At 33.6% G+C, this 13954-nt stretch carries 8 protein-coding genes and 8 pseudogenes; 15 read left to right on the plus strand and 1 reads right to left on the minus strand.

Going from position 1 to position 13954, the window contains the following annotated elements:
* Positions 1-6: 6 nt before the first annotated feature.
* Positions 7-734, minus strand: a pseudogene (locus JCM7501_RS02735) (ribonuclease HII).
* Positions 735-822: 88 nt separating this feature from the next.
* Here JCM7501_RS02735 and dprA point away from each other — a divergent pair.
* The 15 genes and pseudogenes from dprA (at position 823) to JCM7501_RS02805 (ending at position 13940) form a co-directional block, all read left to right on the plus strand.
* Positions 823-1910 (plus strand): annotated as a pseudogene (gene dprA / locus JCM7501_RS02740) (DNA-processing protein DprA).
* A gap of 50 nt (positions 1911-1960) precedes the next feature.
* Positions 1961-4041, plus strand: a pseudogene (topA, locus tag JCM7501_RS02745) (type I DNA topoisomerase).
* Between the two features lie 78 nt (positions 4042-4119).
* Positions 4120-4651 (plus strand): annotated as a pseudogene (hslV, locus tag JCM7501_RS02750) (ATP-dependent protease subunit HslV).
* 12 nt (positions 4652-4663) lie between these two features.
* Positions 4664-6043, plus strand: coding sequence for an ATP-dependent protease ATPase subunit HslU (hslU, locus tag JCM7501_RS02755; protein WP_012995296.1), 1380 nt, complete (start codon positions 4664-4666; stop codon positions 6041-6043).
* Between the two features lie 33 nt (positions 6044-6076).
* The gene (codY, locus tag JCM7501_RS02760; RefSeq protein WP_013150347.1) at positions 6077-6829 is read left to right on the plus strand and encodes a GTP-sensing pleiotropic transcriptional regulator CodY; all 753 of its coding nucleotides are present in this window, start codon (positions 6077-6079) and stop codon (positions 6827-6829) included.
* A gap of 290 nt (positions 6830-7119) precedes the next feature.
* Positions 7120-7526, plus strand: a pseudogene (gene flgB, locus JCM7501_RS02765) (flagellar basal body rod protein FlgB).
* Positions 7527-7531: 5 nt separating this feature from the next.
* Entirely contained in the window at positions 7532-7975 is a 444-nt protein-coding gene (gene flgC, locus JCM7501_RS02770) for a flagellar basal body rod protein FlgC (protein WP_012995293.1), read from the plus strand.
* Positions 7976-7982: 7 nt separating this feature from the next.
* Positions 7983-8279: a flagellar hook-basal body complex protein FliE gene (gene fliE / locus JCM7501_RS02775; protein WP_012995292.1), complete on the plus strand. Its 297-nt coding sequence runs from the start codon at positions 7983-7985 to the stop codon at positions 8277-8279.
* Positions 8280-8306: 27 nt separating this feature from the next.
* On the plus strand, positions 8307-9818 hold the full coding sequence (gene fliF / locus JCM7501_RS02780) for a flagellar basal-body MS-ring/collar protein FliF (protein WP_028991697.1): 1512 nt from the start codon (positions 8307-8309) through the stop codon (positions 9816-9818).
* An 11-nt stretch (positions 9819-9829) separates the two neighbouring features.
* Positions 9830-10833: pseudogene (fliG, locus tag JCM7501_RS02785) on the plus strand (flagellar motor switch protein FliG).
* Positions 10826-11597 (plus strand): annotated as a pseudogene (locus tag JCM7501_RS15730) (FliH/SctL family protein). Before fliG ends, JCM7501_RS15730 begins: the two co-directional pseudogenes overlap by 8 nt.
* Positions 11590-12902 (plus strand): annotated as a pseudogene (gene fliI / locus JCM7501_RS02795) (flagellar protein export ATPase FliI). The pseudogenes JCM7501_RS15730 and fliI overlap by 8 nt, the downstream one beginning before the upstream one ends.
* Before the next feature lie 6 nt (positions 12903-12908).
* A complete protein-coding gene (locus JCM7501_RS13785; RefSeq protein WP_256201045.1) occupies positions 12909-13130 on the plus strand; it encodes a hypothetical protein in 222 nt (73 codons plus the stop codon).
* Positions 13121-13351: a flagellar FliJ family protein gene (locus JCM7501_RS13790; RefSeq protein WP_256201046.1), complete on the plus strand. Its 231-nt coding sequence runs from the start codon at positions 13121-13123 to the stop codon at positions 13349-13351. The genes JCM7501_RS13785 and JCM7501_RS13790 overlap by 10 nt, the downstream gene beginning before the upstream one ends.
* 10 nt (positions 13352-13361) lie before the next feature.
* The gene (locus tag JCM7501_RS02805; RefSeq protein ID WP_012995287.1) at positions 13362-13940 is read left to right on the plus strand and encodes a MotE family protein; all 579 of its coding nucleotides are present in this window, start codon (positions 13362-13364) and stop codon (positions 13938-13940) included.
* Positions 13941-13954: the final 14 nt, after the last annotated feature.

Raw genomic sequence — 13954 nt, forward strand, 5'->3', positions numbered from 1 at the left:
TGTTTTTCATCCTTTCAGAATTTTTTCGATGAAAGTTTTTCTATGTATAGGACAAGGACCGTATTTTTTTAAAGCTTCAATATGTTCTTTTGTACCATAACCTTTGTTTTTTTCAAAATTATACTGAGGATAGATTTTATGATATTCTTTCATTATTTTATCTCTTTCAACTTCGCCAGTATAGAGGCAGCAGCTATAGAGATACTTTTTGAATCTCCCTTTATTATTGCTTTTTGATTTATCTCTATTTGAGGAATGGTGATAGCATCTACTAAAAGGTAATCAATTTTTTGTTGTATTTTTGAAATAGCAATCTGCATGGCTTTGTAGGTAGCATTTAGTATATTTATTTTATCAATTTCTTCGCAATCAACTATTCCAATAGTATAAGAGATAGCTACTTTTTTTATTACCTCTGACAATACTTCTCTTTTTTCTTCAGATAGTTTTTTAGAGTCATTTATCTCAGGGATGAAAACATTCTTAGGAAGTATTACACAGGCGGCAACTACTGGTCCAACTAAAGGGCCTCTTCCCGCCTCGTCTATTCCGGCGATGAAGTTTAAATTTAATTGATATAATTGGTTTTCATAGCATTTTAGATTGTTTATTCTTTCTATTTCTTTCTCAAGCCACTTTTTAGCCGCTTTATTTATGTTAAGAGATTGAAAGTCACAAAAGGGATTTTGGTACAAATAGTTTTTGAGTTGGCGTAGGTTATACAAGTTTGACATTCTATCACCTTTCTTTTTTCTTTATTTTATCACAGGTTATGTATTATAATAAAGATAATTAAGGAAACGGTGTTAAAGGGGAGCAATTATGGAAAGGGAAAAGGTTTTTAAAATATGGTTAAGCGCTGTCAAAGGGATAGGGTATAAAAATTTTGTTCAACTGATGGAATTTTTCAAAACTGCGGAAGAAGTGTATAAAGCAAAAGAAATTGATATTTTTAGAGCAGTAGGGAGTAAAAAATTAGCGCAAAAGATAATAGAAGCTCAGAAATTGAATCCTTTTGATTATATAGAAAGATTGCAAAATTTAAAAATAAGTGTATATACATTAGAAGAAGAGGAATATCCAGAAGAATTAAAGAATATTTATGACCCACCTCCTGTTTTATATTTGAAGGGTAATATAAATTTAAAAGATAATTTGTGCATTGCCATGGTGGGCTCAAGAAATGCTACTTTTTATGGGAAACAAGTGGCACAAAAATTGGCATATGAGCTATCAGAAAGAGGCATAACAGTTGTAAGTGGCATGGCGAGAGGAATAGATAGTTTTTCTCATATAGGAGCTTTAAAGGAAAGAGGAAAAACTATTGCTGTTTTAGGAAATGGTATAAATATAGTTTATCCAAGAGAAAATAAAAAGCTGATGGAGCAAATTAGTGAGGAGGGATTGCTGGTTTCAGAGTTTCCTCTTGATACTTCTCCACTGCCACAAAATTTTCCTCTGAGAAATAGAATCATAAGTGGGTTATCTCTTGGGGTAGTGGTAGTAGAAGCAGGAATAAAAAGTGGATCTTTATTGACGGCTCAATTTGCCTTAGAACAGGGAAGAGAGTTTTTGCAGTACCTGGAAATATAACGAGTGCTTATAGTAGAGGAACAAATGAGCTGATAAAACAAGGTGCGAAAATTGTAATTGGTGTTGAGGATATTTTAGAAGAATTTAATTTAAGAGAGGATGTGCAACAAAAGATTGAGGAAAATCTTATGTCTTCTCTTACGGAGGAAGAGAAGGAAGTGTACGATTTTATTTGTGAAGCTCCAAGGGATATAGAAGAAATAGCAGGCCATGTGAAAATAAAAATCTCAAAAGTCAATGTAATTTTATCTTCTTTAATGTTAAAAGGTATGATTGAAAAACTTCCTGGCAATAAATATGAGAAAAAAATATTTTGATAATTGTCAAAAACTTTGATATAATTATAAATTGTTTTGGAGGTGTCAAAATGGCAAAATCTCTAGTTATTGTGGAATCTCCAGCTAAAGCTAAGACTATCTCTAAATTTTTAGGCAAAAATTTTAAAGTAGCGGCCTCCATGGGACATGTTAGGGACTTGCCAAAAAGTCAATTAGGTATAGATATTGAAAACAATTTTACCCCTAAGTACATAACTATCCGGGGAAAAGGGGCTATTATAGAGAATTTAAAAAAAGAAGCAAAGGATGCAGATAAAATTTTTTTGGCCACTGACCCTGACAGAGAAGGAGAAGCAATTTCCTGGCATATTGCTCAATTGTTAAATTTGAATATTGAGGAGCCTTGTCGCATAGAATTTCATGAAATTACAAAAAATGCAGTGCAAACTGCTCTTAAAAGCCCTCGCTCTATAGATTTAAATTTGGTAGATGCGCAACAAGCTAGAAGAATTCTTGACAGATTGGTAGGATATAAAATAAGTCCTCTTCTTTGGAAAAAAATAAAGAGGGGATTAAGCGCAGGGAGAGTCCAATCAGTAGCAGCACGTTTGATTTGCGATAGAGAAAGAGAAATAGAAGCTTTTGTTCCAGAAGAATATTGGAGCATTACGGCGATTCTTTCTGATGAGAAAAATTTTACCAAGTTTGAAGCAAAATTCTATGGTACTAAAGAGGATAAAGTTGAGTTAAAGACAAAAGAAGATGTAGACAAAGTATTGGCAGCTTTATCTGAAGAGTACACTGTGGATAAAATAAAAACAGGTGTCAAAAAGAGGAATCCTTCTCCGCCTTTTATAACTAGTACATTACAACAAGAAGCTTCAAGGAAATTGGGGTTTACTGCAAAGAAAACTATGTTAATCGCTCAACAATTATACGAAGGAGTAGAAATCAAGGGAGAAGGTAGCGTAGGGCTTATCACTTATATAAGGACAGATTCTACAAGGGTGGCAAATGAAGCTAAAGCGGAGGTATATAAATATATAGTTGAAAAGTTTGGAAAAGAGTATGCCAATCCGGGAGCAAATTACGCTTCTAAAAAGGCCAATGTTCAGGATGCTCATGAAGCTATAAGACCTACTTCTATTTACCGGGATCCCGAGAGTATAAAGGATTCCTTAACGCCAGACCAATATAAATTGTACAAATTAGTTTGGAGTAGATTCATAGCAAGTCAAATGGCACCTGCAATTTACGATACTGTTTCTATGGATATAGTAAATAATGGATATGTTTTTAAAGCTTCTGGTTCTAGTATAAGATTTTTAGGGTTTATGACGGTATATGTAGAAGGAACGGATATACAAGAAGAGGAAGAAAAAACTGTGCCTGTGCTTCAAGAAGGAACTAAATTGCTTTTGAAGGAATTAAAACCAACACAACATTTTACCCAGCCTCCACCCAGATACACGGAAGCTTCTTTGATTAAAGAATTAGAGGAAAAAGGGATAGGCCGCCCCAGTACTTATGCTCCTACTATCTCTACTTTGTTAGAAAGAGGATATGTAGTAAAAGACAATAAGAATTTAAAACCTACAGAGTTGGGCTTTATTGTGACAGACGCATTGAAAGAGTTTTTTACTAAAATTGTCGATGTTAAATTTACTGCTGAGATGGAGGAGCAGCTGGACAAGATTGAAGAAGGCCAAGCGAAATGGTATGAAGTGGTGCAAGAGTTTTACAATGATTTTTATAAAACTTTAAAAATTGCAGAAGAACAAATGGAAGAGATAGATATAAAAGAAGAAGTGGAAGTGACTGATATTAAATGTGAACTCTGCGGAAGACCCATGGTTATAAAAAAGGCAGATATGGTAAATTTCTTGCTTGTTCTGGTTTTCCTGAATGCAAAAATACAAAACCTTTGTATGAAAAGATTGGTGTTAAATGCCCTAAATGTGGTGGAGAAATTGTAAGGAAAAAAAGTAAAAAAGGGCGAATGTATTATGCTTGCGAAAATGCACCTAATTGCGATTTTATATTGTGGGACAAACCTGTTGAGGAAAAATGTCCTGTTTGTGGCAGCTTATTAATAGAAAAAAATACAAAGAATATACATATACTAAAATGTTCTAATGCAGAATGTGATTATCAAAAGGAAGTTAAATGAATTTAACAAAAATTTTGAATTAATTCTTGAAGCATTTTGAAAAATGTGCTAATATTAAACTATCTAAAGGGGTGTAACATGTTTAAGGGTACTACCATAATTGCAGTGAGAAAAGGCAATAAAGTGTCGGTGGCTGGTGATGGACAGATTACCCTTGGAGAAAATACGATCTTAAAGCATGGAGCAAAAAAAAATTAGAAGGTTATATAATGGAGAAGTAATAGTAGGATTTGCTGGTTCGGTAGCTGATGCTTTGACTCTTTCGCAAAAATTCGAAGAAAAATTGGAACAATACGGCGGAAATTTAAAAAGGGCTGCAGTAGAGCTGGCACAAGAATGGAGAAAAGACAAGATTTTAAGAAAGTTAGAGGCTCTTTTGATTGCGGTTGATAAAAAGAATACTTTACTTATTTCTGGCACTGGGGAAGTTATTGAACCAGATGAGGATGTGATCGGGATAGGATCTGGAGGAAATTATGCTATGGCTGCAGCCTTAGCGCTACGGTATAATACTAATTTAGATACAGAAGATATAGCAAAAAAAGCTTTAGAAATAGCTTCAAAGATTTGTGTTTACACCAATAACAACATAACAGTTGAGACTTTATAGGGGGTGCTCTAAGTGAAGAATTATACTCCCAAGGAAATTGTGGAGGAACTAGATAAGTATATTGTAGGACAAAAGGAAGCTAAAAAGTCAGTAGCAGTGGCTTTACGAAATAGATATAGAAGAAATCTTTTATCTGACGATTTTAAAGAAGAAGTGACCCCCAAAAATATAATTATGGTAGGCCCTACTGGAGTAGGAAAGACAGAAATTGCCCGAAGAATTGCGAAATTAGTAGAAGCTCCTTTTGTAAAAGTGGAGGCTACCAAATTTACTGAAGTAGGATATGTAGGACGAGATGTGGATTCTATGGTTAGAGACCTTGTAGAGGCTGCTGTAAGAATGGTGAAAGAGGAAAAATTGAAAAATGTTACTGAAAAAGCGAAGAAAATTGCAGAAGATAGACTAATTGATTACATAGTCGGAAAAAAGAAAAAACAACCTAAAAATCCATTAGAAATGTTGTTTAATTATCCTTCTGCCGAGAAAAATGAAGAGACAGAGGAAGATGGTATGCAATATAAAAGAGAAGAAATAAGGCAAAAGTTAAGAAATGGCGAGCTAGATAATTATGTAGTGGAAATAGAAGTGACAGATACATCTACGCCAATGCTGGAGATGTATACTAATTTAGGTTCCGAAGAGATGAATATAAATTTGCAAGATATATTTGCTGACATTTTACCTAAAAAGAAAAAAATTAAAAAAGTTCCTGTTTATGAAGCAAAGAGAATTCTAGAGTCTGAAGAGGCCCAAAACCTTATAGATATGGACGAAGTAATTGAAGAAGCTATTAAAAGAGCAGAAAACGATGGAATAATTTTTATAGATGAAATTGACAAAATTGCCAGTAGCGGTTATACAGCAGGACCAGATGTATCAAGAGAAGGAGTTCAAAGGGATATTCTTCCTATAATTGAAGGTTGCACAGTAATGACAAAATACGGTCCTGTTAAGACAGACCATATACTGTTTATAGCAGCTGGCGCTTTTAACATTGCAAAAGTGTCTGATTTAATCCCTGAGCTACAGGGAAGGTTTCCTGTAAGAGTTAATTTAAAACCCCTCACAAAAGAGGACTTTATAAGAATTTTGAAAGAGCCTAAAAATGCCCTTACCAAACAGTATCAAGAGCTTTTAAGAACAGAAGGAATAGAAGTGAAATATACCGATGAAGCAATTGAGGCTATTGCAGAAGTAGCATATCTCATAAATCAGCAATCGGAGGACATTGGTGCAAGGAGATTGCACACTGTTATGGAGAAGTTGTTTGAAGAATTATCTTTTAAAGCCCCAGACCTGAAAGGACAACAAATAGTGATAACTGAAGAGTATGTAAAAGAGCAATTAAAGGATAGTCTAAATAAATACGAAGTCAATAAGTACATTTTATAATAACAAAAACCAAAACATAGGAGGATTAGAAATATGAGCACACTATTAGAAAAAACTAGAAAAGTAAATCGAATTTTGCAAAAAACAGGAATTCAACCAGTTGATTTTAATGAAATGGCTAGTATCCTAAAAGATGTCATTGAGGCCAACGTATATATTTTGAGTAGAAAGGGTAAAGTATTAGGTTATAGTATATTAAGAGAGTATGGAGATGATATTTTTGCTCAAAGTAAAATAATACCTGAAGAATATAACGACAAACTTTTGCGAGTGACTGAGACGCTAGCCAATGACAAAGGCAATCTTTTTAAAGAGGATAAAGTTTTATCAGAATTAATTTTGACTATAGTACCTGTCAATGGTGGTGGTGACAGATTAGGAACTTTGGTTTTATCAAGAGGGGTAAAAGAATTTACTGACGATGACTTGATATTGGCAGAATATGGAGCCACGGTAGTTGGCCTTGAAATTTTAAGGTCAAAAAATGAAGAAATAGAAGATGAAGCAAGAAAAAGAGCAGTGGTTCAAATGGCATTAGGGACACTTTCTTATTCTGAATTAGAAGCTATAAAAAATATTTTTGAAGAGCTAAATGGAAAAGAAGGATTATTAGTTGCAAGTAAAATAGCAGATAAAGTAGGTATTACAAGGTCCGTAATTGTAAATGCCTTAAGAAAGTTTGAAAGTGCTGGTATAATTGAGTCAAGGTCTTTAGGGATGAAAGGTACCCATATAAGGGTACTAAATGATAAGTTATTAGAAGAATTAGAGAAAATGAAAAGATAAAAATGGTTTCCGCTTTTATGCTAAGATGTTAATCTAATGCATAAAAGCGGAAACTTTGTTTTTAGGGAAAAATTTATCTAAACACTTAAGTCCTATAAAAATAGGACTTTTTTCTTATGGAGTAAACTATTATGACATGATATAATATTATTCGATAAAAATTGATATTATTTTACAAAAAAGGTAGTACGAAAGCAAAATTAAATATTTATTTTTGGTTTATTTTAGCAGGATTTTTGTTTTTTTTGTCGAATTAAGTATAGTGTGGTCGGATAAGAGGAGGGAAATGAATGCTGGGGTCAGGATTTGAAAATATAGATTTATTACAAAAAGGTTTGTACGCAGCCACTGTAAGAAACAATGTAATTGCCAATAACATTGCTAATGTGAATACTCCTAATTTTAAAAGGTCTGAAGTCAAATTTGAGAATATTTTAAAAGATGCCATAAACGGTACCAAGTTAAGAGGTTATATTACAAATCCTAAGCACATACCCATTGGCCCACCTCCTGTAGATTCCATACAACCAGAAATTGTTCAAGTAAATAATACTTCCATGAGGTAGATGGAAATAATGTAGACATAGATGCTGAAATGGCAAATTTGGCAAAAAACCAGTTGTATTACTATGCACTTGTGCAAAGGGTAAGCGGGGAGCTTAATTCTATTATGACTGCTGTAAAAGATGGGAGGTAATTTAAATGAACTTATTTAGCTCGATGGACATAAGCGCTTCAGGTTTAACTGCAGAGCGAGTAAGGATGGATGTAATATCTCAAAACATAGCTAATGTAAATACTACAAGGACTAGCCAAGGAGGACCCTATAGGAGAAAATTAGTGGTTTTAAAAGAAATACAACCTGACAGTTTCGAAAGCATTCTAGATAAAGTTAAAGGTAAATACAGTGGCAAAGGAGTAGAAGTTGTACAAATAGCTGAAGATGACCAAACTCCTCTTAGAGAGGTTTATGACCCTGGACATCCTGATGCTGACCAAAATGGATATGTAGAGTATCCAAATGTAAACATTGTTTCTGAAATGGTGGATATGATTTCTGCTACTCGTGCTTATGAAGCCAATGTAACGGCCTTTAATGCTTCAAAAGCCATGTTTCAAAAGTCTTTAGAAATTGGCAGGGGGTAGACAATAAATGGTTAATCAAATAACACCTGTTAATCCAGTAAGTTTGAATAGCACCTTAGAAACGACGCAGAGTGGCAGTAAAATAGAGACTTTTAGCGACTTTTTAAAAGAAGCTCTTAATAAGGTAAATGATTTGCAATTAACGGCAATGAAAAATGACCGAAAACTTGTGACAGGTGAAATTGACGATATAAATCAAGTGATGATAGATGCTGCGAAGGCTGATATTGCACTGCAGCTTACAATACAAATAAAAAATAAAGTGCTGGAGGCTTATCAGGAAATAATGAGAATGCCATTGTGATGTTTTTAATTGAAATGAGGTGAATTAATGCCCGACTTCATTGCCAACTTTAGAGAGCAACTGACAAACTTTTGGAATAAGTTTGATAAGAAACAAAAGATGCAGTTAGGAGTTATTGCTATTTTGCTTTTTATAGGCGTTTCCTTATTAGTTTACATAGTTAATAGGCCTAATTATGTAGTTTTGTATTCTGATCTAAGTATAAAAGATGCGGGAGTGGTAGTTGAAAAATTAAAAACAGAATTTAAGGTTCCATATAAAATATCGAACGATGGAAAAACAATTTTAGTTCCTGCACAATACAAAGATGAAGTAAGAATGAAACTGGCCACAGAGGGAATCCCGGAAGGGGGATTTAGTTTTCAAGACGCTATGAATAACTCTCTTGCCACAACAGACCAAGAGAGAAGGCAAAAATATTTATATTTTCTTCAAAATGAAATACAAAATTCTCTAAAAACTATAGATGGAGTGCAGGATGCTATTGTCAACATCGTAGTACCTGACCAAAATGCCTTTGTACTTTCAAATACTACTAACCAAGCTACAGCAGCAGTAATGTTAACATTAAAGCCAGGGGTAACATTATCTTCTTCTCAAGTTAAAGGAATCATAGATTTTGTATCTAAGAGCGTAGAAGGTTTAAAACCTGAAAATGTCACTGTGATTGATAATAATGGCAAAATTCTTACAGCAGAAGGTGATGATACTGCTGAAAATGCGAATTCTCAATTTGCCCTTCAAAAAAAAGTTCAAGAAGATTTACAACAAAACCTTCAAACTCTTTTAGAGCAGGTTTTCGGCCCTGGAAATGTCGTCGTTAGAGCAAATGTTACTTTAAATTTTGATAAAAAGACTGAAGATAGAATAGAGTATCTCCCTGTTGAAGGCAATGACAATAAAGGAATTGTAAGGAGTATACAAGAGCTTAAAGAAAAAGCCACAGGTACGCAAGGAGGAAATCCTGCGGGTACTTCTTCAAACAATCCTCCTACAACTCAAACAACTGGCAGCAATACTTCTGATTACAATAAAACAGAGACTACTATAAACTATGAAATAAATCAAATCAAAACGAGCCTTATTGAAGCACAGGGCAAGATTGAAAGTATTTCTGTTGCGGTGGTTGTAAATAAAAATCTTAATAATTCTATGAAACAACAAATTGCTGATTTGGTAGCAAAAGCTGCCGGCGGGGATTCTCGTGTGCAAGTATCAGTTCAAGGGATGCAATTTAATCAAGATCTCTTAAAGACAATGCAGCAGCAAGCACATGTTTCGAAAGGAGTGCCCATGTATGCATGGGCTATGTTAGCGGCTTTAGTGTTAGGTGGCGGGCTATTCTTCATTATGATGAGAAGGAAGAAAAAAGAAACCTCTTTAGCTACGGCTGAAGAGGAAGCCTTAGCTACTGCAGAACCTATTGAAGAAATAGATTTCACATATGAGGATGAAAAGAAAAAACAGATAGAAAAACTCATAAAAGAAAAGCCGGATATTGTTGTACAGATTATTAGGACATGGCTTAATGAAGAGTAGGTGGTGTTATTATGGCTAGAAGTGCACTTACAGGCAGACAAAAAAGTGCAATGCTTTTGATTGCATTAGGGCCAGACCTTTCTGCTCGAATATATAAACATTTAAGAGAAGATGAAATTGAACAATTAACTTTAGAAATAGCTAGCATTAAAAATCTTACTCCTGAAGAAAAGCAAAAAGTTATAGATGAATTTTATAACATGTGCGTAGCGCAAGAGTACATAATAGAAGGTGGAATAGAGTATGCAAAATCAGTTTTAGAAAAGGCTTTGGGTACGCAAGAAGCTTTTGAGATTATAAATAAATTGACTTCTTCGTTGAAAGTAAGACCCTTTGACTTTATAAGAAGAGCGAATCCCTCCCAAGTTTTAAATTTTATACAAAATGAGCATCCACAGACTATTGCAATGGTTTTGTCTTATTTAAAACCACAACAAGCAGGAGCAATTCTATCATCACTGCCTGAGAACTTACAGGCAGAAGTAGCTATGCGAATAGCAACGATGGAGAGCATTTCTCCTGAGGTAGTAAAAGAAGTTGAAAGAATTTTAGAGAGAAAATTGTCATCTTTAGTTACACAAGATTATACTTCTACAGGCGGTATTCAGACAATTGTAGATATACTAAACTCTGTGGATAGGAGTACAGAGAAAAATATATTGGATACTCTGGAGACTATAACGTTGAGTTAGTAGAAGAAATAAAGAAGAGAATGTTTATATTTGAAGATATCGTCACATTAGATTCAAGGTCTATACAGAGAGTATTGAGAGAAGTAGACAATCACGATATTGCTCTTGCACTTAAAGGTTCTAATGAAGAAGTTCAAAGGGTTATTTTCAGCAATATGTCTAAGAGACTCGCCGATATGATAAGAGAAGACATACAATATATGGGGCCTGTAAGATTAAAAGATGTAGAAGAAGCACAGCAAAGAATTGTAAATGTTATAAGACAATTAGAAGAAGCAGGAGAAATTGTGATATCAAGAGGAGGGGATGAAATTATTGTATAGAGTATATAAACATCAACAAATCAACATCTCCTCTCCCATAGTTTTAAGGATTGTTAAAAACAGTGAAAAAGAACAAAAAACAGAAAATGCAATTGAACTGAGTGGACAAACAAAGGATATAAAAAAAGAAAGTGATAATTTAGCAAAACAAATAATAGAAAGAGCAAGACAAGTTCAGCAAGAGATACTTAGGAAAACTAGAGAAGATGTAGAAAAAATCTTAATAGAAGTAGAAAAAGAAAGCAAAAAAAATTGAAGAAGAATATAAAGAAAAGGGCTATCAAGATGGTTATACTGTAGGATATCAAGAAGGATATAAAAAAGGAGAAGAAGATGCCAAAGCGATAATACAAGAGGCAAAGGCTATTAAAGAAGAGATTATCAAAGAAAAACAACGAATGTATAAAAATGCAGAAAGTGATATGGTAAGTGTAATTTTGGAGGCAGTAGAAAAAATTATAGGTAAATATGTGGAAGAGGACAAAGATATAATATTAAATCTCATCAAAAAAGGAATGGAAAATTACAATGCCTTTGACAAAGTTACTGTAAGGGTTAGTGAAGAGGATTATGAACACTGTATTAAAAACAAAGACAAAATTCTTAAAGACATAGAGTTTTTGGATGATGTAAATATTTTAAAAGATTTATCATTAAAAAAAGGAGATTGTGTAATTGAAACAAATTCTGGAGTGATAAACTCTGGCATTAGTACACAACTTAGAGCTTTAAAAAACTTATTTGTAGGTGTGCTAAATGAGTGAGATTATTTTCACTAAATATAAAAGAGCTCTTCAAGAAAAAAGATTAATTCAATACTATGGAAAAGTTTCTCAAGTAATAGGATTGACAATCGAAAGTACAGGGCCTCTTTCCAATATAGGAGAGATATGTAATATCAAGACTACCAATGGAAATATAATCTCAGCAGAAGTTGTGGGCTTTAAAGAAGAAAAAGTGTATCTCATGCCTTTAGGAAATATGGAGGGAATAGGAGCAGGCAGCAAAGTTATAGCTACAGGTCAAACCCTAAGGGTTAGCGTAGGGAAGGAGCTTCTTGGGAGGATATTAGATGGTTTGGGCAATCCTATAGATAGTAAAGGACCAGTTAAATTTGAAAAATCTATTCCTATCAATAATGTACCACCTGACCCTTTAGAAAGGAAGAGAATTAGAGAGGTTATGCCTCTTGGAATAAAAGCGATAGATGGACTTCTTACCTGCGGCAAAGGGCAGAGAATTGGTATCTTTGCGGGGAGCGGTGTAGGGAAAAGTACATTGCTAGGCATGATGGCAAGAAACGCCAAAGCTGATTTAAATGTGATAGCTCTTATAGGCGAAAGAGGAAGAGAGGTAAATGAATTTTTGGAAAAAGATCTAGGAGAAGAAGGTTTAAAAAAATCTGTAGTTGTAGTAGCTACCTCTGATACTCCAGCACTTATACGAGTAAAAGGTGCTATGACTGCCACTGCTATAGCTGAATATTTTAGAGATCAAGGATTAGATGTCCTTTTGATGATGGATTCAGTAACTCGCTTTGCCATGGCTCAAAGAGAAGTAGGCTTGTCTATAGGTGAAGCTCCTGTTTCACGAGGTTATACTCCTTCTGTTTTTTCAGTTTTGCCTAAGCTTTTGGAACGCTCTGGATGCTCTAAAAAAGGTTCTATTACAGCCCTTTATACAGTATTGGTGGATGGAGACGACTTAAATGAACCAATTGCTGATGCAGTAAGGGGTATACTTGATGGACACATAGTTTTGTCTCGAAAACTTGCCAATAAGAATCACTATCCTGCTATTGATGTATTAGCAAGTGTTAGCAGGGTGATGAATGACATAATTACAGAAGAACACAAAGAATTAATAGCGAGATTTAAAGATATTTTGGCATCTTACACAGAAGCGGAAGATTTAATAAACATAGGGCATATAATTTTGGCAGCAATCCTAAAATTGACGAGGCCATTGAGTTAAACGACAAAATGAACAATTTCTTAAGGCAGAGAATAGACGAATCCTATGACTTTGAAACTACAAAACAACTGCTATATGAATCTATTAAAAGGTGATAAAACATGAAAAAATTTGAATTTACTTTGCAACCAATATTAAATTTAAAGGAACAATCAGAAAAAATAGAAAAAGAAAAATTAGCAAAGGTCATGGCAGAGATAAACGTTCAAAAAGAAGAATTGCGCAAATTAACTAATCATTTAAATGAAATTTTAGAAAAAACAAAAGGGGAAATGAAGAAGGAACTACTATACACAAAATTGTTGAATCAGGTGTGTATGTAAAAAAAATTAACCAGATGATTGAAGACAAAAAACTTTTAATAAAAAAACTAGAGAAAGATGCTGATTTTATAAAAGAAAATCTTTTAAAAGTCACTAAAGAAAAAAAGGCGTTAGAAAATCTTAAGGAAAAAAAGTTTTCAGAATATCAATACTTGATAGCTGTAGAACAAAATAAATTTGTAGATGAACAAATAAGTTTTAGAATAGCTAAATCCTATTAGGAGGATATATATGCAAAATAAAGATATACAAACAAATAGAAAATTAAAAATTTGGCTCGCGATTCTAATAATTTTTTTGATACTTGTAGGTGGAACAGTCTTGGTTATTTACTTCAACCTATTCGAAAGCCAAACTTTTTTAAGAAAACAATTAGCTGATGTTCCGGTTTTAGGTAGTTTAATTTTTCCGGCACTACAAGAAGATAAAGATTCACAGATAAATAAATTAACAGAAGAATTAAAGGCAAAAAATGAAAAGATTACTGAGTACGAAACTGAATTGAAAGAAAAAGAAGACCAAATCAATAAATTAAAAGCCGAATTAGAAAAAGTTCAAAAAGAAAGGGAATTACTCAAGCAACAGTTAGAAAATAAGCAGACTAGCTTAAAAGACATAGCTAGTTATTATCAAAACATGGATCCGCAAAATGCAGCTCAAATACTCAATAATATGTCAGACGAGGACGTAATAAATATATTAGGTTATATGAACAAAGATAGTGCTTCAAAGATATTGGAATCACTGAATGCTGATAAGGCAGCAAAAATAACAAATATATTATTGAAAAATGCTACAATGATGCCTTAGAAAGGAGGTGAAAA

Origin of the sequence: Thermoanaerobacter thermocopriae JCM 7501 (assembly GCF_001310975.1) — a bacterium.
GTDB lineage: Bacteria > Bacillota > Thermoanaerobacteria > Thermoanaerobacterales > Thermoanaerobacteraceae > Thermoanaerobacter > Thermoanaerobacter thermocopriae.

What these genes read in the sequence shown, in the direction of transcription:
- codY (WP_013150347.1), top strand. Translation starts at nt 6,077, where the DNA reads ATGAGCACACTATTAGAAAAAACTAGAAAAGTAAATCGAATTTTGCAA.
- flgC (WP_012995293.1), top strand. Translation starts at nt 7,532, where the DNA reads ATGAACTTATTTAGCTCGATGGACATAAGCGCTTCAGGTTTAACTGCA.
- fliE (WP_012995292.1), top strand. Translation starts at nt 7,983, where the DNA reads ATGGTTAATCAAATAACACCTGTTAATCCAGTAAGTTTGAATAGCACC.
- fliF (WP_028991697.1), top strand. Translation starts at nt 8,307, where the DNA reads ATGCCCGACTTCATTGCCAACTTTAGAGAGCAACTGACAAACTTTTGG.
- JCM7501_RS13785 (WP_256201045.1), top strand. Translation starts at nt 12,909, where the DNA reads ATGAAAAAATTTGAATTTACTTTGCAACCAATATTAAATTTAAAGGAA.
- JCM7501_RS02805 (WP_012995287.1), top strand. Translation starts at nt 13,362, where the DNA reads ATGCAAAATAAAGATATACAAACAAATAGAAAATTAAAAATTTGGCTC.